This is a genomic window from Novilysobacter selenitireducens, from assembly GCF_020026895.1.
Taxonomy (GTDB): Bacteria; Pseudomonadota; Gammaproteobacteria; order Xanthomonadales; family Xanthomonadaceae; genus Lysobacter_C; species Lysobacter_C selenitireducens.
Genome location: NZ_JAINZW010000004.1, coordinates 202266 through 224633 on the forward strand (window position 1 = coordinate 202266; position 22368 = coordinate 224633).

A 22368-nucleotide genomic window follows, 5' to 3' on the forward strand; every position below is an offset into this window, starting at 1 on the left:
ATAATGGGCGGCCTGATGCGGGGTGGAGCAGTCTGGCAGCTCGTCGGGCTCATAACCCGAAGGTCGCAGGTTCAAATCCTGCCCCCGCTACCAGCTTCGGCCGTGGATTCCAGTTCTTCCGGAGTCCACAGGAAAGCCTCTTCGAGGCTTTCTTTTTGGCCTGCAGCCTGGGCTTGGTGATGCGCTCTGCTCGCGCATCACGCCGACATCCAGCGGTACGGACAAGGGGCCCAATGGGCCCTTTGTCGTTTCCGCCTTCCGGCGGTGTCGGCATGTCGCAACGTCAACCAGTCGCAGGAGTTCGAGCGCGTGACGCAGAAAGCGAACGAAATCGCCGCCTTGCTGGCCCCGACGGTGTCGTCGCTGGGCCTGCAGTTGCTGGGCATCGAGTACCTGCCGTCGCCCGGTGGCGCGGTGGTGCGCCTGTACATCGACCTGTCCGAGCAGGACCTGGCGGCCGATCCGGAGCGCATGGTGTCGATCGAGGATTGCGAGACCGTCAGCCGCGAAGTGTCTGCGCAGCTCGACGTCGAGGACCCGATTAGCGGCAACTACACGCTGGAAGTGTCGTCCCCGGGCGTGGATCGTCCGCTGTTCACCCTGGCCCAGTTCGACCGCTTCGTCGGCGAATCCGCCAAGGTCGGATTGAAGCTGCCCCAGGACGGGCGCCGGCGGATGCAGGGCGTGATCGTCGCGGTCCGCGGCGACACCGTGGTGCTGGACGTGGACGGCACGCAGGTCGAGGTATCGGCCGACAACATCGACAAGGCGCGGCTGGTCCCGGACTGGGCGGCGCTGGGTCTGGCGCCCACCAAGCCCGGCAAGGGCAAGGCGGGCGACGGCGGCAAGAAAGCGCCTGCGCGCGGCAACAAGACAGACGGGGCGTCCGGCGACGCCTCCAACGATATCCACCACCACAAGCCGGCGGCCGACAAGCCGACCCCGGCGGAGTAACGAGATGAGCAAGGAACTGTTGCTGGTCGTCGACGCGGTCGCCAACGAGAAGGGCGTGCCGCATGACGTGATCTTCGAGGCCATCGAGGCTGCGCTGGCGTCCGCCGCCAAGAAGCGCTACCACGACGAAGACGTGCTGGTGCGCGTGTCGATCGACCGCAAGGACGGCAGCTACGAGACCTTCCGCCGCATGGAGGTCGTCGCCGACGACGTGGTGATGGAGTCCCCGGACCGCCAGATCCGCCTGATGGACGCCGTCGACGAAGTCGAGGGCGCCGAGGTCGGCGACTTCATCGAAGAGCAGATCGAGAACCCGGACTTCGGGCGCATCGCCGCGCAGGCCGCCAAGCAGGTCATCGTCCAGCGCGTGCGCGAGGCCGAGCGCGCGCAGGTCGTGGACCAGTGGAAGGACCGCGTCGGCGAGCTGGTCACCGGCATCGTCAAGCGCGTGGAGCGCGGCAATATCTATGTCGACCTGGGCGGCAACGCCGAGGCGATCATCTCCAAGGACAAGGGCATCCCGCGCGACGTGTTGCGCGCCGGCGACCGCGTCCGCGGCTACCTGTTCGACGTGCGTTCCGAGCCTCGCGGCCCGCAGCTGTTCATCAGCCGCGCCGCGCCGGAATTCATGATGGAGCTGTTCAAGCTGGAGGTGCCGGAAGTCGGCCAGGGCCTGGTGTCGATCAAGGCCTGCGCCCGCGACCCGGGCGATCGCGCCAAGATCGCCGTGCTGGCCCATGACAACCGCACCGACCCGATCGGCGCGTGCATCGGCATGCGCGGTTCGCGCGTGCAGGCCGTGAGCAACGAGCTCAACGGCGAGCGCGTGGACATCGTGCTGTGGTCGGACAACCCGGCGCAGTTCGTCATCAATGCCATGGCCCCGGCCGAGGTGCAGTCGATCGTCGTAGACGAGGACAAGCATTCGATGGACCTTGCGGTGGCCGAGGACCGGCTCGCCCAGGCCATCGGCAAGGGCGGCCAGAACGTGCGCCTGGCCAGCCGCATGACCGGCTGGCAGCTCAACGTGATGACCGCCGACCAGGTGCAGGCCAAGAGCGAGTCCGAGCAGGCCGCCGCGCGCGAGCTGTTCCAGGCCAAGCTCGAGGTCGACGAGGAGATCGCCGGCATCCTGGTGTCGGAAGGCTTCAGCACGGTCGAGGAAATCGCCTACGTGCCGGTCGGCGAGCTGCTGGCCGTGGAGGGCTTCGACGAGGACATCGTCGAGGAACTGCGCGCCCGCGCCCGCGACGCCCTGCTCAACGACGCCCTGGCGGCCGAGGAGGAGCTCGACGAGCACCAGCCGGCCGAGGACCTGTTGACGCTGGAAGGCATGGACGACGAGCTGGCCTACCAGCTGGCCGCGCGCGGCGTCGTCACCCGTGACGACCTGGCCGACCTCGCCACCGACGAGCTCACCGACATCGAAGGCATGGACGAGGAGCGCGCCGCGGCACTGATCATGGAAGCGCGCAAGCACTGGTTCGAGTAAGCGCCACGCATCGGACGGGCAGGGGCCCGTCCACGCCGAGTGTGCGGCGGGTCACGGCCCGTCCTACAATCGCCCACTTGGCCGCCCCCGCGGCGGCCTGAAGAGAACGGATACCGAATGTCGCAGCAAACCACCATCCGCAAGCTGGCCGCCCTGGTGAACACGCCGGTCGAGAAGTTGCTGGAGCAGCTGGCCACCGCCGGCATGCCCTTCAGCGACCCCGACCAGGTCGTATCGAGCACCGAGAAGGTCAAGCTGCTGGGCTTCCTGCGCCGCACGCACGGCAAGACCGACAAGGCCGAAGTGGCCGGCGAGGCGCCGAAGAAGATCACCCTGAGCCGCAGCCGCAAGCAGGAACTGACGGTCGGGGGCGGCAAGAGCCGCTCAACCGTCGACGTGGTCGTGCGCAAGAAGGTCACGCTGGTGCGGCCGGATTCGGCCGAGGCCGCGCAGGCAGGCGGCGACGACGAGCGCGCGGAGATCCTGCGCAAGCTCGAGGAGTCGCGTGCCCGCAACGCCGCCGAGCAGAAGGCGCTTGAGGAATCCGACCGCCGCCGTGCCGAGGAAGCCGAGCGCGAGAAGCGCGAAGCCGAGGAGGCCGCCCTCCGTGCCGCAGAGGAGGCTAAGCGCGCCGCCGCCGAGCCCGAGGTCATCCCGGTCACCGAGGACCCGCTTCGCAACCAGCCCAGCAGCCACGGCCACGGCCATCCGCCCAAGCCCCCGGCGCGCAAGGCGCGTACCGGTGCTGCGGCAGAGGAAGAGGACCGCAGCCGCCGCTTCGCAGGCCAGATGCACCTGAGTGCATCCGAGCGCGCGCGTCGCTCCAGCAGCACCCGTGGCAAGCCCAAGTCGCGCCGTCAGTCCGACCAGGCCCGCACCGGCACCGGCTTCACCCGTCCGACCGCGCCGGTCGTGCGCGACGTCGCCATCGGCGAGACCATCACCGTCGCCGAGCTGGCGCAGAAGATGGCACTCAAGGGCGGCGAGCTGGTCAAGCAGCTGTTCAAGATGGGCGTCATGGCGACCATCAACCAGGTGATCGACCACGACACCGCCGCGCTGGTCACCGAGGAGCTCGGCCACAACGTGGTCAAGGCTGACGAGGCCGACGTCGAGAACGCGCTGATGGCGCACGTGGAGGAGTCGCAGGGCGAGAAGGCCGCGCGTCCGCCGGTGGTCACCATCATGGGCCACGTCGACCACGGCAAGACCTCGCTGCTGGATTACATCCGCCGCACCAAGGTCGCCACGGGCGAGGCCGGCGGCATCACCCAGCACATCGGCGCGTACCACGTCGAAACCGACAAGGGTGTCATCAGCTTCCTGGATACCCCGGGCCATGCGGCGTTCTCGTCGATGCGCGCCCGCGGCGCCAAGCTCACCGACATAGTGGTGCTGGTGGTCGCGGCCGACGACGGCGTCAAGCCGCAGACGATCGAGGCGGTCAAGCACGCCAAGGCGGCCGGCGTGCCGCTCATCGTCGCCGTCAACAAGATGGACAAGTCGGGCGCCGACCCGATGAAGGTCAAGAACGAGCTGCTCGAGCAGGAAGTCGTGGCCGAGGAGTTCGGCGGTGACACGCAGTTCGTCGAGCTGTCGGCCAAGACCGGCCAGAACATCGACGGCCTGCTGGACGCGATTTCGCTGCAGGCCGAAGTGCTGGAGCTGCAGGCGGTAATCGACGGCCGCGCCACCGGCGTTGTGATCGAGTCCTCGCTGGACAAGGGCCGCGGCCCGGTCGCCACGGTGCTGGTCCAGCAGGGCCAGCTGCGCAAGGGCGACTACCTCGTGTGCGGCGTGCAGTACGGCCGCGTGCGTGCGCTGTTCGACGAGGCCGGCAAGCAGGTCGATTCGGCCGGCCCGTCGATTCCGGTGCAGGTGCTGGGCCTGTCGGGCGTGCCCGACGCCGGCGACGACTTCGTCGTGGTCGAGGACGAGCGCCTGGCCAAGGACGTCGCGCAGCAGCGCGACACCAAGCGCCGCGACTCGCGCCTGGTCGCCCAGGCGGGCAACCGCATGGAAGACATCATGGCGCAGATGGGCCAGGCCGAAGGCCAGCTCTCGCTCAACCTTGTGGTCAAGGCCGACGTGCAGGGTTCGGTGCAGGCGCTGCGCGAGGCGCTCACCGCGCTGTCGACCGACGCGATCCGCATCAACGTCATCGGTTCGGGCGTGGGCGGCATCACCGAGTCCGACGCGCAGCTGGCGTCGACCTCCAAGGCCACCATCATCGGCTTCAACGTCCGTGCCGACGCCTCCGCGCGCAAGGTCATCGAGACCAACGGCGTGGACCTGCGCTACTTCTCGATCATCTATGACGTGATCGACCAGGTGAAGCAGGTCGCGTCCGGCATCCTGGGCGTGGAGATCCGCGAGGAGATCATCGGTACCGCCGAGGTGCGCGATGTGTTCCGCAGCTCCAAGTTCGGCGCCGTCGCCGGCTGCATGGTGGTCGAGGGCGTGGTCAAGCGCAGCAAGCCGATCCGCGTGCTGCGCGACAACACCGTCATCTTCGAGGGCGAGCTGGAATCGCTGCGCCGCTTCAAGGAGAACGTCGACGAGGTGCGCGTCAACACCGAGTGCGGCATCGGCGTGAAGCAGTACAACGACGTGCAGCCGGGCGACCAGATCGAGTGCTTCGAGCGCGTCGAGGTGCAGCGGACGCTGTGATGAAGCCGGGGTCGGGGCCTGGCGGTCGGATGCTGTAAAGCACCCGGTAGCCGGCCCCTCCAGTCCCAGCCTCCAGCCACGAGTCCCCTGAGTCCACTGAGTCCATGAAGAAGTCCTTCCACCGCACCGATCGCGTGTCCGCCCAGCTCCGCCGCGAGCTCGGCACGCTTGTCCACGAAGCCGTCCGCGAGCACGCGCTGCCCTCCGTCAGCGTGTCCGACGTCGAGGTCACGCGCGACATGGCGCACGCCAAGGTGTTCGTGACGGCGTTGCAGGAAGAACGCTCCGCCGAGGCGGTCAAGGCGCTCAAGGAACTCGCACCCGATATCCGCTACAAGCTGGCGCGCGCGGTCAAGATGCGCCACGTCCCGGAGCTGCATTTCCACTACGACGACTCGGTCGACCGCGGCGAGCGCATCGATAACCTGCTGCGCGATAACCCGCCGATGCCGGACGACGCCACCGATTGACGTCGCCCGCCTCGTTGGCTCGTTTTTTGTAGGTGCGGCTTCAGCCGCGAAAAAGGTCCGGCGACCCCTTGAGGGCACGGCACAGCAGCCAGTTCGGCGCCCGCATGATCGAGCGATCTGGGTTGGCGACTTGAAGCAGCCGACCGTTGCCGCCGCGAACCCCGTCCTCCTTGGGTGGCTGAGCGATAGGACAGCAGTCTCGCCCGTCCCACCTTGGATCGCGGCTGAAACCGCTCCTGCAGGCGCCTTGGCACCGCTCAACCGATGAAGAAGCCCCAACGCCCGCGCACCGTATTCCGCCCGCTCGACGGCCTGCTGCTGCTGGACAAGCCGGCGGGGCTGAGCTCGAACCAGGCCCTCCAGCAGGTGCGCCACCTGTTCCGCGCCGCCAAGGGCGGCCACACGGGCAGCCTGGACCCGCTGGCCACCGGCCTGTTGCCCATCTGCTTCGGCGAGGCGACCAAGATCGCGGGGCTGCTGCTGGGCGCGCGCAAGGCCTACCACGCCACCGCGGTGCTGGGCGCCACCACCGACACCGACGATGCCGACGGCGCCGTGCTGCGCGAGCGTCCCGTGCCTGTGGGAATGAGTGAGTCCGACATCGAAGCGGCGCTGGCACCGCTGCGCGGCCGTATCCAGCAGCGCGCGCCGGTGTACTCGGCGCTCAAGCAGGGCGGCGAACCGCTGTACGCGCGGGCCCGCCGTGGCGAAGCCATCGAAGCCCCCATCCGTGAGGTGCAGGTCGACACCCTGAAACTGCTCGAGCGCGACGGCCCCCGGCTGTCGTTGCACGTGGAGTGCGGTTCGGGCACCTACATCCGCAGCCTGGTGCGCGACATGGGGGAGGCGCTGGGGTGCGGAGCCCATGTCGTTACCCTGCGGCGCCTATGGGTTGACCCGTTCAGGCAGCCCCGGATGTTCAGGCTGGACGCATTGCGCGCGCTTCGCGAGACGGAAGGCGAGGCCGCGCTGGACGCGTGCCTGCTGCCGATCGAGGCGGGGCTGATGGATTTCCCTTCTGTCACGCTGGACGCGGACGCGGCCAGGGGCCTCGGGCATGGGCAGCCCCAGAGGGTGGAGGCCGCGCCCGCGGAGACCGCAGTCGCCTGCGACGCACAGGGCCGTGCGCTGGCCATCGTCACCGTGGATGACCAGGGCTGGCTGCGACCCCGACGGCTGTTTGCGTGGGCCGCGCCGGGCGCGGCCGGACCGGCTGGCTGAACGGGCGCGCGGGGCTGAATCCCGTGGCCGTTCCGGCTTGTACGGCCTACCACGCAGGGGCTACAATTCGCGCGCTTTTTCCGAAGCAACCGACGGCGGCCCCCGGGCCCCATTCCCAAAGCACACAGCAACAGGCGGGCCAGGCGGTGCGTCGGTGCGGCCAGTTTTCCGCTCCCGACACGCGTTCTGCCGGCTTCGCGTCCAAGAGGCCAGATATGTCGATCGACAGCAGCAAGATCATCCAGGAACACGCGCGCGGCACCAACGATACCGGCTCCCCGGAAGTCCAGGTCGCCCTGCTCACCGCCCGCATCGAACTGCTCACCGGGCACTTCAAGCAGCACAAGCAGGACCACCACAGCCGCCGCGGCCTGCTGATGATGGTCAACCGTCGTCGCAGCCTGCTCGACTACCTGAAGCGCAAGGACAACGAGCGCTACAAGGCCCTGATCGAGAAGCTCGGTCTGCGCCGCTGACCCAACACCCTCCGCGGCGCAGTGATGCGCCGCGGTTTTTTTTGGGCCGACCCGCGACGGGCGGCCACCAGGCTGCGATCCCGCAGCCGACCGGGCCAGGCATGGGCCTGACCCGGCACGCATCGCATCGAAGGAAACCAACGTGTCGAAAATCACCAAGACCTTCCAGTACGGCAAGCACCAGGTCACCCTGGAAACCGGCGAGATCGCCCGCCAGGCCGGCGGCGCCGTCATCGTCAAGGTTGAGGACACCGTGCTGCTGGTCAGCGCCGTCGCCAACAAGACCGCGCGCGAGGGGCAGGACTTCTTCCCCCTCACCGTGGACTACCAGGAGAAGTTCTACGCCGGCGGCCGCATCCCGGGTGGCTTCTTCAAGCGCGAAGGCCGCGCCACCGAGAAGGAAACGCTGATCTCGCGCCTGATCGACCGTCCGATCCGCCCGCTGTTCCCGGACGGCTTCCGCAACGAGGTCCAGATCATCGCCACGGTGATGTCGATGAACCCGGAAATCGACGGCGACATCCCGGCGCTGCTGGGTGCCTCGGCCGCGATGGCACTGACCGGCGCCCCGTTCCAGGGCCCGATCGGCGCGGCGAAGGTCGGTTACAAGGACGGCCAGTACCTGCTGAACCCCACCAAGTCCGAGCTCGAAGACTCCCAGCTGGAGCTGGTCGTGGCCGGTACCGCCGACGCGGTGCTGATGGTGGAGTCGGAAGCCGACATGCTGTCGGAAGACGTGATGCTCGGCGCCGTGATGTTCGGCCACCGCGAAATGCAGGTCGCCATCAACGCGATCAACGAACTGGTCGCCGAAGCCGGCAAGCCCAAGTGGGACTGGCAGCTGCCGGCCGCCGAGCAGGCCATGGTCGACGCGCTCAAGGGCGCCATCGGCAACCGCCTCGCCGACGCGTTCCAGATCCGCAACAAGCTGCAGCGCCGCGACGCCATCAGCGCTCTGAAGAAGGACGTGCTGGCATCGCTGGAGTCGCAGATCGAAGCCAACGGCTGGAACCCGGCCGAGGTCTCGAAGGAGTTCGGCGAGCTCGAGTACCAGACCATGCGCAACTCGGTGCTGGACACCAAGGTCCGCATCGACGGCCGCGCACTGGACACCGTGCGCCCGATCAGCTCGAAGGTCGGCATCCTGCCGCGCGTGCACGGCTCGTCGCTGTTCACCCGCGGTGAGACGCAGGCGATCGTGGCGGTCACCCTCGGTACCGCACGCGACGGCCAGATCATCGATGCCGTGTCGGGCGAGTACAAGGAGCATTTCCTGTTCCACTACAACTTCCCCCCGTACTCGGTGGGCGAAGCCGGCCGCATGATGGGTCCGAAGCGCCGCGAGATCGGCCACGGCCGCCTCGCCAAGCGCGGCGTGCTGGCCGTCATGCCGACGATGGAAGCCTTCCCGTACACGATCCGCGTGGTGTCGGAGATCACCGAGTCCAACGGCTCGTCCTCGATGGCCTCGGTCTGCGGCAGCTCGCTGGCGCTGATGGATGCCGGCGTGCCGATCAAGGCGCCGGTGGCCGGCATCGCGATGGGCCTGGTGAAGGAAGGCGAGAACTTCGTGGTGCTGAGCGACATCCTCGGTGACGAGGACCACCTCGGCGACATGGACTTCAAGGTGGCCGGTACCGACAGCGGCATCACCGCCCTGCAGATGGACATCAAGATCCAAGGCATCACCGAGGAGATCATGAAGACCGCGCTGGCGCAGGCCAAGGCCGGTCGCCTGCACATCCTCGGCGAGATGGAGAGCGCACTGACCGCGCCGCGTGCGGAGCTGAGCGAGTTCGCGCCGCGCCTGATCACCATCAAGATCCACCCCGACAAGATCCGCGAAGTGATCGGCAAGGGCGGTTCGGTGATCCAGGCGATCACCAAGGAAACCGGCACCCAGATCGACATCCAGGACGACGGCACGATCACCATCGCCTCGGTCAACGCCGTGGCAGGCCAGGCCGCAAAGGACCGCATCGAGCAGATCACGTCCGACGTCGAGCCGGGCCGCATCTACGAAGGCAAGGTCGCCAAGATCATGGACTTCGGCGCGTTCGTGACGATCTCCCCCGGCAAGGACGGCCTGGTGCACGTCTCGCAGATTTCCAGCGAGCGCGTGGAGAAGGTCTCCGACAAGCTCAAGGAAGGCGACGTGGTCAAGGTCAAGGTGCTGGAAGTCGACAAGCAGGGCCGCATCCGCCTGTCGATGAAGGCCGTCGAGGAAGGCGAGGGCATTCCGGCCGAGTAAGCCGCGCTGCAATTGCTGAACCTCTGAAAAAGCGGGCTTCGGCCCGCTTTTTTCTTTGGGTCGCGCGACACGTGCCAATCTTGTCGGGAGGCCGGTATGAGCGGCACACCGCGTGGAGAAACCATGTCGGCCGCCGACACGCATCGGCCGGGCGATAATCAATAGTCGTTAAGACAATGTGAGTTCGTGGAAACTTCAGGCTTCGAGCAGCAAAATCCATCGCTTGCTACATCTTCACAGCCAAATTACGCATTCCCACGCAAGCTGAACATGTGTCATGACTCCGGCACAAAGGTCGCTATCTTTCCGATACCCGAGACGAAGGAGCATCGAAATGTTTCCGACGAAACAACACCTGACGGTCGTACGTACTCTTGCCGTGGCACTCGTTGCCGCTGCAGGCCTTGCCGGCTGCGCCACGTACGATGACGAGTTCGCGACGATCAATTCGCGCCTCGATCAGCTCGATTCGAGGGTGCAGAGCGCAGCCCAGAGTGCGGAATCCGCGAACCAGTCCGCGCAGCAGGCCAACCAGCGGCTGGATCAGCTGGAAAGCCGCGTCCAGCGGATCGAAGGGGCAGCACCGGGTCGCGCGCCGCGCGGCTAGTCGTTCTTGCACATGTTGTGACGAACGGTTCGAGCCCGGGACTGGTGGCCTTTGCTGGCCACCGGTCTTCTTTCTTCGCCCAGTTTTTATTCCGAAGGAGTCATCCCACCCGTATGCGTATACGTCCTGCAATCCGGGCTACCTGTGGCGCACTGACGCTGGTGCTGGCGTTCACGAGTATCGGCGTGGCCAGCGCCGAGGATGTCGCCGAGCCACCGGTGGTCGCCGTCGACCAGCTTCCACCAGGACAGGATGTGTCCAGCACGGTGACCGAACTGGCCGGCTGGGTTGTCGCCACCCGGGATACCGAGGGCTATCCGTTCGCGATCATGGACAAGGCCGCCGCACAGGTGCTGGTGTTCGACGGCGACGGCCGGCTTCGGGGCGCGGCGCCTGGGCTGTTCGGTTCGGCGGTCGGGGATCATGCGGCCCCCGGCATCGCCGGCCTTGCGCTTCGCGAAATTCCGGGTCGGGATCGCACCACGCCTGCCGGTCGTTTCGTGGGCGCTTACGGCCCATCCATCGATGCCGGGCGCGTCCTTTGGGTGGACTACGATTCCGCAGTCTCCATGCACCCTACGGCGACTGGCGTTCCCGCCGAGAAACGCCCCGAGCGCCTCGCGTCGCCTACGCCAGACGACAACCGCGTTACCCACGGCTGCATCAACGTAGCGCCCGAGTTCTACGAGGGGATCATCCGTCCGACGTTCGAGCGCGGCGGGGTGTTCTACATCCTGCCGGACACGGCGTCGCTGGCGGAAACCTTCCCGGAGTTCGTGCAAAGTCGCGCGACCGCGCAAAGCGACGAGGGAATGGGCGCCTCGCCAGAGAACCAGTGAAGCGCGCGTAGGCGCGTTGCCCTGGGCGTCCGAGGCGCGCAGCGGTTAGGACCGGCCCGCGCTTTCCACGCAGTGGGAACCCGGCCGGACGCGTACGTCTGATTTGTAAGCTCGTGGACCCCAAGTCTTAGGGCATGTGCCCGCGAGTCGCACATCCGGGTCCCTCGGCATTAATGCGTCGATTGTGCTCAGTGAACGTGCGATTGCGCTCACTGAACGGGCTTCGCGTCTTGCGCAGGTCGAAGCAGGTTCGCGGCTCGGCTGATTTCCTTGCGTCGGTCCTTGTCCGATTTTGATCAAGAGCCGCCCGCACGTCGAATCAGCGCAGCGGATCCCACTGATTTCACGCGACCCTGTCAACGGGTTCCGTCGCCCGCGCTGCGTTGCCACAATCGCCGTCCCGCCGCGCCCGCGCGGCTGAACCGATTGACGACGAATGCCCCAGATCGACCCCGTGCTCGCCCGCCGCATCGCCTCCACCATCGCCGGCGAGATCGGCGCGCAACCGGCGCAGGCGCAGGCGGCCATCGGGCTGCTCGACGAGGGGGCGACCGTGCCGTTCATCGCACGCTACCGCAAGGAAGTCACCGGCGGGCTGGACGACATCCAGCTGCGCGCACTGGAGACGCGACTGTCGTACCTGCGCGAGCTCGAAGACCGGCGCGCGGCGGTACTGGCCAGCATCGACGAGCAGGGCAAGCTGAGCGACGAGCTGCGTGCCGACATCCAGGCCGCCGACAGCAAGGCGCGGCTGGAAGACCTCTACCTGCCGTACAAGCCCAAGCGCCGCACGCGTGCGCAGATCGCGCGCGAGGCGGGCCTGGAACCGCTGGCCGATGCGCTGCTGGCCGATCCGTCGCAGGTGCCCGAGGCGGCCGCTGCGGCCTATGTCGATGCCGACAAGGGTGTAGCGGACGCGAGAGCGGCGCTGGAAGGCGCGCGCGCCATCGTGATGGAGCGCTGGGGCGAGGACGCCGCGCTGGTCGGTGGCCTGCGGAGCTGGCTGCACGAGGTCGGCGTGATCCGCGCGCGCGTGGTCGATGGCAAGCAGGATACCGGCGCGAAGTACCGCGACTACTTCGACCATGCCGAGGCCCTCGCCAGGATCCCTTCGCACCGCCTGCTCGCGCTGTTCCGGGCGCGACGCGAGGAGTTCATCACCCTCGACCTGGACCCGGGCACCGATGCCGAGGCCGGCCACGCGCAGGCCGAGGGCCGTGTCGCCGTGCATGCCGGCATCCGCAACGAGGGCCGTCCGGGCGACAAGTGGCTGCTCGATGCCTGCCGCCTGACGTGGAAGGCCAAGTTGCACCTGCACCTGATGCTCGACCTGTTCGCGCAGGCGCGCGAGAAGGCCGAGGCCGAGGCGATAGACGTGTTCGGCGACAACCTCAAGGACCTGCTGCTGGCCGCGCCGGCCGGCCCCAAGGCGGTGCTCGGGCTGGACCCGGGCCTGCGCACCGGCGTCAAGGTGGCCGTGGTGGACCGGACCGGCAAGCTGGTCGACACCGCCACGATCTACCCGCACGAGCCCAAGCGGCAGTGGGACCCGTCCCTGCACGTGCTACGCGCGCTGTGCACGAAGCACGGGGTGGAGCTGATCGCCATCGGCAATGGCACCGCCTCGCGCGAGACCGACAAGCTGGCCGGTGACCTGATCAAGCAGGCGCCCGAGCTGAAGATGCAGAAGATCGTCGTCAGCGAAGCCGGCGCGTCGGTGTACTCGGCGTCGGAATTCGCGTCGAAGGAGTTCCCCGACCTGGACGTGTCGCTGCGCGGCGCGGTGTCGATAGCACGCCGCCTGCAGGACCCATTGGCCGAGCTGGTCAAGATCGAGCCCAAGGCCATTGGCGTGGGGCAGTACCAGCACGACGTCGACCAGTACCGGCTGGCAAAGGCGCTGGACGCGCGCGTGGAGGACTGCGTCAACGCGGTGGGCGTGGACCTCAACACCGCCTCGGCCGCGCTGCTGGGGCGCGTCTCGGGCCTGTCGTCGACCGTGGCCGAGAACATCGTCGTCTATCGTGACCAGAACGGCGCGTTCGCCGACCGCAAGGCGCTGCTCAAGGTGCCGAGGCTGGGCGAGAAGACGTTCGAGCAATGCGCCGGCTTCCTGCGCATCAACGGAGGCTCGCAGCCGCTGGATGCGTCGTCGGTCCACCCCGAGGCGTACCCGGTGGTCGAGCGGATCGTGAGCGACTGCGGACGCGAGCTGAAATCGTTGATGGGCGATGCCGCGTTCCTGCGCGGCATCAAGGCCGAGGCGTACACCGACGAGACCTTCGGCGTGCCGACGGTGCGCGACATCATCAAGGAGTTGGAAAAACCCGGTCGCGACCCGCGCCCGGAGTTCAAGGCCGCGCGGTTCGCCGATGGCGTGGAGGACATCAAGGACCTCAAGCCGGGCATGGTGCTGGAAGGCGTGGTCAGCAACGTCGCCGCGTTCGGTGCCTTCGTCGACATTGGCGTGCACCAGGACGGGCTGGTCCACATCTCCGCGCTGTCGGACCGTTACGTCAAGGACCCGCGCGAGGTGGTCAAGGCCGGCGACGTCGTCAAGGTGCGGGTGCTGGAGGTCGACGTGGCACGCAAGCGCATCGCATTGACCCGGCGCCTGGACGACGCCGTGCCGCCGGCGGGCGCGGCCAACATGGCGGGCGAAAACCGTGGAGGCCGTGGCGCCCGCGATGCACGCGATCCGCGCGGCGCCGGTGGACGCAATGGCGCGCCGCGTGGGGCGGGTGGGACTGCAATGCCGCGCCCGGGCAATGCCGCGCCGCCAGCAAACAACGCCTTGGCTGCGGCCTTCGCCAAGGCCCGCAAGAGCTGACCCCTGTAGGAGCGGCTTCAGCCGCGATCGGATCCACAACCGGGCACGCCGATTTCCGATCGCGGCTGAAGCCGCTCCTACGGTTCTATTGCGGAGCCGTTCCCGGCTCTTGCAGGAGCGACGTAAGTCGCGACCTTCGACCAGTTCCGGTCGCGACTCACGTCGCTCCTACATGGGGGGCGGCGTTTCTGACTCGAACAGCCCGCTCTGCATGGCGTGCGTGTCGGCATCGACGAAGCCCGACAGGCCCACGCCGACCAGCCGGTAGCGCGTATGCGCCGGCAGGTCGACACGGCTGCGCAGCTCGCAGGCCAGCGCGCCGAGCGACGCGGCCGAATCCGGCATCACCGGCGGCGTCAGACTGCGCGTCAGGATGCGGAAGTCCGACGTCTTCAGCTTGAGCACCACAGTCCGCGCCAGGCGCGGGTGCGGCGACTGCAGCTCGCGCTGGTAGCCGGCCCACGTTTTCTCCGCCAGCCGCGCGATGTCCGGCGCCAGCGCGTCCAGCGGCAGGTCCTCGGCGAAGGTGTCCTCCGACGAGATCTGCATGGTCGGGCGTTCGGGTTGCACCGGGTGGTCGTCGATTCCGAGAGAGAGTTCGTGCAGGCGACGGCCCCAGCGGCCGAAGCGCTGCTCCAGCTCGGCCGCGGCAATCGCGCGCAGGTCACCCACCGTCGCCACGCCCAGTTCCGCCAACCGCCGCTCCATGACCTGGCCGACGCCGGGCAGGCGGCCGACCGGAAGCGGCGTCAGGAACTGCTCGATCCGATGCGGGCGCAGCACGAACTGCCCGTCGGGCTTGTTCCAGTCGCTGGCGATCTTGGCCAGGAACTTGTTTGGCGCGACCCCCGCCGAGGCCGTCAGCGCCGTCTCCTCGCGGATCTGCGCGCGGATCGCCTCGGCGGTGGCGGTCGCGGTGGGCAGCCCGGTCCTGGTGGAGGTGACATCCAGGTAGGCCTCGTCCAGCGACAGCGGTTCGACGAGATCGGTGTGGCGCATGAAGATCTCGCGGATCTGGCGCGAGACCGCCTTGTAGCGCGTGAAGTCGGGTGGCACGAACACCGCCTGCGGACACAGGCGCTCGGCCCGCACCGCCGGCATCGCCGAGCGCACGCCGAACGTGCGGGCTTCGTAGCTGGCCGCGCACACCACCGAGCGCGAACCGCGCCACGCCACCACCACCGGGCGGCCCCGCAACGACGGGTCGTCGCGCTGCTCGACCGACGCGTAGAACGCGTCCATGTCGACGTGGATGATCTTGCGTGGGGCGGACACGGGTGGCGTAGGGCGGAGGCCGGGCAGGAAGGCATCGCCATGGTAGCGGCCCGTCCCGGTCGCGGTCGGTGCCTCGGGTGGCGTCGCCGCTTGGGCAGATGCCAGCGAGCCGGCACACTGGCGGGCATGCCTGTCGATTCCTTTCGTTCCCCGTGCCTGATGCGCCTCGCCACGTGTCTGGCGCTCGCCCTGCCCATGCGCGCGTACGCACAGGACGCCGCTCCCGACGCCGCCACGCTCGACCGGGTGCAGGTGATCGGCGCCTCGCGCCCGTTGTCCCGCTTTCCGGGCGCGGTAGACACCGTCGATGGCGCGGACCTGCGCAACGGACAGGCACAGGTCAACCTCTCCGAGGCGCTGTCGCGCGTGCCCGGTGTCACGGTGCGCAACCGCGGCAACTACGCGCAGGACCTGCAGGTGCAGAGCCGTGGCTTCGGCGCGCGTTCCACCTTCGGCATCCGCGGACTGGAGCTGCTGGTCGACGGCATCCCCGCATCGGCCGCAGACGGCCAGGGCCAGGCCGCCAACTTCGCGCTGTCCTCGCTGGACCGCATCGAGGTGCTGCGTGGCCCGCTGGCGCTGCAGTACGGCAATGCGGCCGGCGGGGCGATCGTGGGCTACACCGAACCGGGTGACAGGCGGGCGCATGAGGCCACCGCATGGCTGGGCAGCCACGGCAGCCATCGCGTCGGCGTGCGCACCGACCTGCCCGGCGACGACGCGCGCTGGCGCAGCCGGTGGCACGCCAGCCACTTCGCCACCGATGGCGAGCGGCCGCACAGCCGTGCCGAACGACTGCACGCCGGCGCGGTGGGCGAGTGGCAGGCCACGCCGTCGGGCAGGCTGCGGCTGGTCGCCGACGTGCTGTCGCAGCCCTGGACGCAGGATCCCTTGGGCCTGACGCGCGCGGCCTGGGAGCGCGACCCGCACGGCACCGATCCGGTGGCCCTGCGGTTCAATACGCGCAAGCGCATCGACAACCGCCAGGCCGGTGTCCAGTGGGACGTGCAGGATGATCGGCGCGAATGGTGGCTGCATGGGCACGGCATCGCGCGCGACATCGAGCAGTACCTGTCGATCCCGCCGGTGGCGCAGGCCGCCCCCACCAGCGCGGGCGGCGTCATCGACCTGTCGCGGCGTTCGACGGGCGTGGACGCAGGGCATCGGTGGATCGGTGCCCGCGCCGCGCTTTCATTGGGCGTGTCGCTGTCGCGGCTGGACGAGGCGCGCCGCGGCTACGAGAACTTCGTCGGCAACCAGTTCGGCGTGCGCGGCGCGTTGCGACGCGACGAGGACAACCGTGTGGACAGCCGCGACGTGCACGGCACGGTCGATTTCGCGCTGGCCGAAGCGTGGACATTGCTGGCCGGCGTGCGCCACATCCGGCTGGATTTCGAAAGCCGCGACCGCTACGTAACTCCGGGCAATGGCGACGACAGTGGTGCGTTGGCGTTCCGCGAGACCTCGGGGTCGGTAGGCCTTGCGCGCGCGTTCGGCGATGGCGAGGTGTTCGCCAGCGTCGGCCGTGGCTTTGAAACCCCGACCGTCAACGAGCTGGCGTATCGGCCCGATGGCGGGGCCGGGTTCAACCGGCTGGACGCCGCGCGTTTCGACAGCGGCGAGGGGGGCCTGCGCTGGCGGTGGCCGGGGGCACGCATCGGTGCGACGGTGTACCGGATCGATGGCCGGGACGAAATCGTCCCGGCCGACAGCCGCGCCGGCCGCTCCAGCTTCGCCAACGCCGGCCGGACGCGACGCGACGGCGTCGAGCTGTCGATCGCCGCCGACCTCTCGCCCGGGTGGTCGTACGCAATCGCCGCCAATGCGCTGGATGCCACGTTCCGCGACGCGTACACCTACAGCGCGACCAGCGGCGGTACGACCGAAATACGTACGGTGGCGGCCGGCAACCGCGTTCCCGGCATCCCGCGCACGGACGCGTTCGTCGAACTCGCATGGCGCGAAGGCAGCGGCACATGGGGCGCTGCGCTGGAAGCACGTGCCAGCGGCCCGGTGGCGGTGGATGACCGCAACACCGACGCCACGCCCGGGTACGCGCGGTTCGACCTGCGCCTGGAGTGGCGGCCACGCGCGCGCGGCTGGTTCGGCTTCGCGCGCGTCGACAACCTGCTGGACCGCGACCACGTCGGTTCGGTCATCGTCAACGACGGCAACGGGCGGTTCTTCGAGCCGGGGCCGGGGCGTGCGCTGATGGTGGGGTTGGGGTGGCGGGACGTGGCGGTGGAGTGACCCGAAGTCGGCATTTGTAGGTGCGGCTTCAGCCGCGATCGATATCCCATCGTCTGGTGCAGGGGCGACACGAGTCGCGACGACGTCATCTCGGCGGGTTCGGTCGCGACTTGCGTCGCTCCTACAAGACGGGGTTTGCGCGGCGAACGTGCATCGCGGCTGAAGCCGCTCCTACAGGGGCGAGCCGGGCGTCAGGCGCGCTCGAACTCGGGCGCCTCGCGCGTGGAGTGCAGCACTTCCACGCAGCCCTCCGGCAACCGCGTCGGCGCCGTACCCGCCAGCAGCGACAGCAGGCCGGACCGGTCCACCGACGGGCCGGGCATCACCGCCACCCATGCGTTCTTGCCCGAGGCCTTGGCGGCATACAGGGCGCGGTCGGCCAGGCTCACGCTCTGCTCCCAGTCGCCCAGCGCCGGCCACCGCGTCGACAGCGGCCACGGCGCGACGCCGATGGAGGCGGTGATGACCAGCGTGCGGCCGTTGGACAGTTCGATGGGCGTGCCCGCGATGATGTCGCGAATGCGCTCGGCCAGGCCGGGGGCGTCGGGGAGGTGGGCATCCCGCGCCACCAGCAGGAACTCCTCGCCTCCCCAGCGCACCAGGATGTCGTTCTCGCGGCAGACGTGGCGCAGCCGGCTCGCGACCTCGACCAGTACCTCGTCGCCGACCTGGTGGCCGTGGCCATCGTTGATGCGCTTGAAGTCGTCGATGTCGATCATGCAGAACAGCACGCAGTGGCCGTCGTGGCCCGGCTGGCCGACGCCCGCGATGAACGCGGGTCCTTCGCGGTCGAGCCACTCCTGCAGGTCGCGGCGGTTGGACACCTGCGTCAGCGGATCGGTGCGCGTGGCCTGCTCGAGCTGTTCATTGCTCTGCACCAGCATTCGATTGGCCTGCTTGAGCGCGTCGGTGCGCTCGGCGACCGTCAGATTGAGGCGCTCGATCTGCAACCGTTTCTGCCGCGCCTGCGCGCGCAGCCGCCACGCCAGCGCCAACAGCAGCAGCACGCCGATCAAGGCGTAGACCGCGTAGGCCAGCGGATGTCGCCACGGCGGCGGTTGCATCACCAGCAGCAGTTGCCGGCTGGGCCCGAACTGGCCGTCGCGGCCGGCCGCCTGCACCTCCAACGGATATTCGCCCGGCGGCAGGTAGCTCAGCAGCACATTGGCCTGCGCGGCGGCGGGGTAGACCCAATCGTCGTAATGGCCGGCGATGCGATAGCGCAGGCGCGCGGCATTGGGCGCGGTGTGGTCCATCGCCACCAGGTCGAGCGAGAACACGCGGTCGCGGTGGCCCAGTTCGATCAGGTCGGCATAGGCCACCTCCGGGGTGATGGCGTGCTGCCCCGGCATCTGTGGCCCGCGCCGCCCAAGCACGCGCAGCCCGGTGATGACCGGCGTGGCCGGTGGGCTGGCGGTCGGCAGGCGGTCGGGCTGAAGGATGTCCAGCCCGTCGGTGCCGCCCAGGTAGAGCAGGCCGTCGCTGTCCATGAAGCCGGCGCCGCTGTTGTACTCGAGGTTGAAGAGGCCGTCGGCGCGGTCCAGTGCCTGCACCACGCCGCTGTCGGGGTCGTACACGCTGATGCCGTAATTGGTGCTCAGCCAGAGGCGGCCGCCTGCATCGGGGTGGATGCGATAGACCACGTTGTTGGACAGTCCGTCGCTCGCGGTGATCGCGCGGGCGTCCCCGGTCTCGCGGTCGAGCCGGATCAGTCCGCCTGAGAACGAGCCCAGCCAGATCGCATCCGCGTCGGCATGCAGCGACCAGATCGAATCGTGAGGCAGGCCGTCGTTGCCGGTGTGCAGCCGGTGCACGCGGCCGTCCGGATCCCAGCGGTAGGCGCCGTTCTCGTTGCTGCCGATCCACAGCCGGCCCGCGTCGTCGCGCAGCAGGCTGGTCAGGAACACGCCATTGAGCGCGTCGGGGATGCCGTCCATGTCGAGCCGACCGCCGCGCAGGCGGGCGAGGCCGGCGCGCGTGGCGACCCACACGATGTCGCCCTCGACCAGCAGGTCGGTGACGTGGGGGTTGGGCAGCTCGGGCGCGGGCCGGGCCGTGAGGTCGGGCGACAGCCGCCAGACGCCGCGATGGCTGCCGATCCACCAGCCGCCACTGCGTGCCGGCGCAATGGCGCGGATCTGGGTGCCGTCCAATGCCTCGATGGCGCGCCAGTCGCCGCCGGGTGCGTCCTGCACCACCAGGCCGGCGTCGGTGCCCACCAGCAGGCGCCGGCCATCGACGCGCAGGCTGCGCAGGCTGCGCGATGGCCAGTCCGCCATCTGCGTGGCATCCACGCGTTCGCGCCGGATCAGCGGCGACAACGCGCGTGCCCGGTACAGGCCGCTGGTCGCGCTGCCCAGCCACAGCACCCCGGAGCGGTGCAGGTGCATGCGCGTGATCGCGCTTTCCACCGGCGTGTCGGTGGCAAGCCGTACCGGGTCGGTCAGCTCCCCGGTAGCGGTGAATATCGCGCCATCGGCGTAGCCCAGCCACCAGCCCTTGCCGTCGGGGCGGCGCAGCATGGAGGTGAGTTCCACCGCGCTGTCGCGCAGGGCGGCGGCCGGCACGTGGCGTTGCACCGCGCCCGCGGTGTCGACCCGGTACAGGCCGTGGTTCGCCGTTCCCAGCCACAGCGACTGCCCCTCGACCTCCATGCCGATGCAGGTCGGGCTGCCGGGCAGGGCGGCCACCACGGACGTAACGGATGGCAGCGCGAGCCGCCAGACGTGGCACTGCGTGTCGAGCGCGAAACCGGGCGTGTCCGGTGAAGCCGCTGCCGTGTCGCCCATGTGCGCCATCGCCACGACCGGTGCCGTGGTGCCGGCGCGCGTGGCCTTGGACACGCTGGCATCGACGAGGTAGACGCCGTTGGCGGTGCCCAGCCACGCGCCGCCATCGCCGTCCAGAAGGATCGCGTTGACGGTGGGGTGGCCCAGGCCCTGCGCGGTCCCCAGGCGCACGTGCGTGCGCAGGCGCAGGTCGATGACTTCCAACCCCGCGTCGTTGGTGCCGACCCAGAGGCGCGATCGACCATCGACCGCCAGCGATTCGATGCTGCTGCTCGCCAGCGCGCCGTCGTCGCCCGGGATGGTCCGGTACACGGTGAAGCGGTGGCCGTCGAACCGGTTGAGCCCTTCCTGCGTGCCGATCCAGAGCAGGCCGCGGTCGTCTTCGGCCAGCGCGGTCACCGCGTGCTGCGACAGCCCTTCGTCGGGCGTGTAGCGCTCCAGGCTGAGGAAGGGCGGGGCGGGCTCGGCGGCGGCCGCGGGTGCGGGGTGCTGGGCAGCCCACACCAGTGCGAGCGCCAGGAACGGCGCAGCCGCCGTGGCCGTGACCCGTCTGTTCAACCGATGCCCCAGCACCCGCATCCCCCGGTTTCGCGGTCGCCCGCGTGCCCGCAGTGTCGCGCGGTGCGTCGGCCGGCGCCAGTCGGCGGGGTCAGACCACCCCGAACGCGTAGAACAGCCCGATCACCACGAACACCGCCAGCGTCTTGATGATGGTGATGGCGAAGATGTCCTTGTAGGCCTGCCGGTGGGTCAGCCCGGTGACCGCCAGCAGGGTGATCACCGCGCCGTTGTGGGGCAGGGTGTCCATGCCACCGGACGCCATCGAGGCCACGCGGTGCAGCACTTCCATGGGGATGCCGGCCGCATTGGCATTGGCGATGAAGGTGTCGGCCATCGCCGCCAGTGCGATTGACATGCCGCCCGACGCCGAGCCGGTGATGCCGGCCAGCGCGGTCACGGTGATGGCTTCGTTGACCAGCGGGTTGGGAATCGCGCCCAACGCGTTGGCCACCACCAGGAAGCCGGGCAGGGCCGCGATCACCGCGCCGAAGCCGTACTCGGATGCGGTGTTCATCGCCGCCAGCAGCGCGCCGCCGATGGCGGCCCTGGTGCCTTCGGCGAAGCTGGCGATAACCGGTTTCCATGCGAATGCCAGCACGGTGAGGATGCCCACCAGCAGCGCGCCCTGCACGGCCCAGATGGCCGCGACGCGTGAGACTTCCTGCACCACCGGCGCGGCGTCCCCGATCACCGCCGGATTGAAGCTGTGGCTGTCGCCGTAGATCCGCGGGATCCAGTCGGTGAACAGCTTGTTGGCCACGCCCACCAGCACCAGCGGCAGGATCGCCACCAGCGGGTGCGCCAGCGCACTGCCGGCGAAGGTGGCCGGTTCGTTGACCAGTGGCGCATCGCCCGCGTACCCCTCGCCGGCCGCGGCCGCCTTGCGGCGGCGCGACTCCAGGTACACCAGGCCCACCGCCAGGATGAAGGCGCCGCCCAGCGTGCCCAGCACGGGCGCGGCCCACGAGTCGGTGCCGAAGAACGTGGTCGGGATGATGTTCTGGATCTGCGGCGTGCCCGGCAGCGCATCCATGGTGAAGGTGAAGGCGCCCAGCGCGATGGTGCCCGGGATCAGGCGCTTGGGGATGTCGCTCTGGCGGAACAGCTCGGCCGCGAACGGGTACACCGCGAACACCACCACGAACAGCGACACGCCACCGTAGGTCAGCAGCGCGCATACCGCGACGATCGACAGCATCGCGCGCTGCGCGCCGAACAGGCGGATGGTCGCGGCCACGATCGACTTGGAGAAGCCCGAGACCTCGATCAGCTTGCCGAACACCGCGCCGAGCAGGAACACCGGGAAATACAGCTTGAGGAAGCCGACCATCCTGTCCATGAACAGCCCGGTGAACATCGGCGCGACCAGCGACGGGTCGGTCAGCAGCACCGCGCCCAGCGCGGCTACCGGCGCGAACAGGATGACGCTGTAGCCGCGGTAGGCCACGAACATCAGGAAGGCCAGCGCGGCCAGCACGATCAGGAATGCCATTGCCTCTCCGTCGACGCGGCCGGTGCGGAACGTGCGCCCGGCTCGATGCGGGGCAGTCTCCGCGCGGCGGGGTCGGCGCGGGCATTGTCCGAACGTACAACTGCGGCACCGGCCGGGCGCACCTACCGTGCACGGCATGGCGGCGTGGACCGCCAACCGACATGCCACCGACTCGCACCTGGGGAGAGACA

14 protein-coding genes and 1 tRNA gene are annotated in these 22368 nt (G+C 69.0%); 12 read left to right on the forward strand and 3 right to left on the reverse strand.

Features of this window, described 5'->3' with window-relative positions; genetic code table 11:
- Nucleotides 1-16: 16 nt before the first annotated feature.
- From K6753_RS10105 to K6753_RS10160, 11 genes are all read left to right on the forward strand, one after another.
- A tRNA-Met gene (locus K6753_RS10105) sits at nucleotides 17-93 on the forward strand.
- 216 nt (nucleotides 94-309) lie between these two features.
- On the forward strand, nucleotides 310-954 hold the full coding sequence (gene rimP, locus K6753_RS10110) for a ribosome maturation factor RimP (protein ID WP_223676322.1): 645 nt from the start codon (nucleotides 310-312) through the stop codon (nucleotides 952-954).
- A gap of 4 nt (nucleotides 955-958) precedes the next feature.
- On the forward strand, nucleotides 959-2446 hold the full coding sequence (gene nusA, locus K6753_RS10115) for a transcription termination factor NusA (protein ID WP_223676323.1): 1488 nt from the start codon (nucleotides 959-961) through the stop codon (nucleotides 2444-2446).
- 117 nt (nucleotides 2447-2563) lie between these two features.
- Complete coding sequence (gene infB / locus K6753_RS10120) at nucleotides 2564-5116, forward strand: translation initiation factor IF-2 (protein ID WP_223676324.1); 2553 nt, start codon at nucleotides 2564-2566, stop codon at nucleotides 5114-5116.
- Nucleotides 5117-5220: 104 nt separating this feature from the next.
- Nucleotides 5221-5586, forward strand: coding sequence for a 30S ribosome-binding factor RbfA (gene rbfA, locus K6753_RS10125; protein WP_223676325.1), 366 nt, complete (start codon nucleotides 5221-5223; stop codon nucleotides 5584-5586).
- Nucleotides 5587-5850: 264 nt separating this feature from the next.
- Complete coding sequence (gene truB, locus K6753_RS10130; RefSeq protein WP_319936665.1) at nucleotides 5851-6807, forward strand: tRNA pseudouridine(55) synthase TruB; 957 nt, start codon at nucleotides 5851-5853, stop codon at nucleotides 6805-6807.
- Nucleotides 6808-7022: 215 nt separating this feature from the next.
- Nucleotides 7023-7283, forward strand: a complete 261-nt coding sequence (gene rpsO, locus K6753_RS10140; RefSeq protein WP_223676326.1) for a 30S ribosomal protein S15 — start codon at nucleotides 7023-7025, stop codon at nucleotides 7281-7283.
- Nucleotides 7284-7425: 142 nt separating this feature from the next.
- Nucleotides 7426-9534 (forward strand): polyribonucleotide nucleotidyltransferase, encoded by a 2109-nt coding sequence (gene pnp, locus K6753_RS10145; protein ID WP_223676327.1) that lies wholly within the window; start codon nucleotides 7426-7428, stop codon nucleotides 9532-9534.
- Between the two features lie 334 nt (nucleotides 9535-9868).
- The gene (locus K6753_RS10150) at nucleotides 9869-10141 is read left to right on the forward strand and encodes a hypothetical protein (RefSeq protein WP_223676328.1); all 273 of its coding nucleotides are present in this window, start codon (nucleotides 9869-9871) and stop codon (nucleotides 10139-10141) included.
- A 152-nt stretch (nucleotides 10142-10293) separates the two neighbouring features.
- Nucleotides 10294-10980 (forward strand): hypothetical protein, encoded by a 687-nt coding sequence (locus K6753_RS10155; protein WP_223676480.1) that lies wholly within the window; start codon nucleotides 10294-10296, stop codon nucleotides 10978-10980.
- Nucleotides 10981-11416: 436 nt separating this feature from the next.
- A complete protein-coding gene (locus K6753_RS10160; RefSeq protein ID WP_223676329.1) occupies nucleotides 11417-13810 on the forward strand; it encodes a Tex family protein in 2394 nt (797 codons plus the stop codon).
- 168 nt (nucleotides 13811-13978) lie between these two features.
- Here K6753_RS10160 and dinB read toward each other — a convergent pair whose 3' ends face one another.
- Nucleotides 13979-15085 carry a DNA polymerase IV gene (dinB, locus tag K6753_RS10165; RefSeq protein ID WP_223676330.1) on the reverse strand — a complete coding sequence of 369 codons (1107 nt, stop codon included), beginning with the start codon at nucleotides 15083-15085 and terminating at the stop codon, nucleotides 13979-13981.
- A gap of 159 nt (nucleotides 15086-15244) precedes the next feature.
- On the opposite strand from dinB, the gene K6753_RS10170 reads away from it, so the two are divergent.
- Nucleotides 15245-17335, forward strand: coding sequence for a TonB-dependent receptor family protein (locus K6753_RS10170; protein ID WP_223676331.1), 2091 nt, complete (start codon nucleotides 15245-15247; stop codon nucleotides 17333-17335).
- A gap of 191 nt (nucleotides 17336-17526) precedes the next feature.
- On the opposite strand, the gene K6753_RS10175 is transcribed toward K6753_RS10170, so the two are convergent.
- Both K6753_RS10175 and K6753_RS10180 read right to left on the reverse strand, forming a co-directional pair.
- Nucleotides 17527-20682 carry a ligand-binding sensor domain-containing diguanylate cyclase gene (locus K6753_RS10175; protein ID WP_223676332.1) on the reverse strand — a complete coding sequence of 1052 codons (3156 nt, stop codon included), beginning with the start codon at nucleotides 20680-20682 and terminating at the stop codon, nucleotides 17527-17529.
- A 91-nt stretch (nucleotides 20683-20773) separates the two neighbouring features.
- Nucleotides 20774-22177 carry a GntP family permease gene (locus K6753_RS10180; RefSeq protein WP_223676333.1) on the reverse strand — a complete coding sequence of 468 codons (1404 nt, stop codon included), beginning with the start codon at nucleotides 22175-22177 and terminating at the stop codon, nucleotides 20774-20776.
- Nucleotides 22178-22368: the final 191 nt, after the last annotated feature.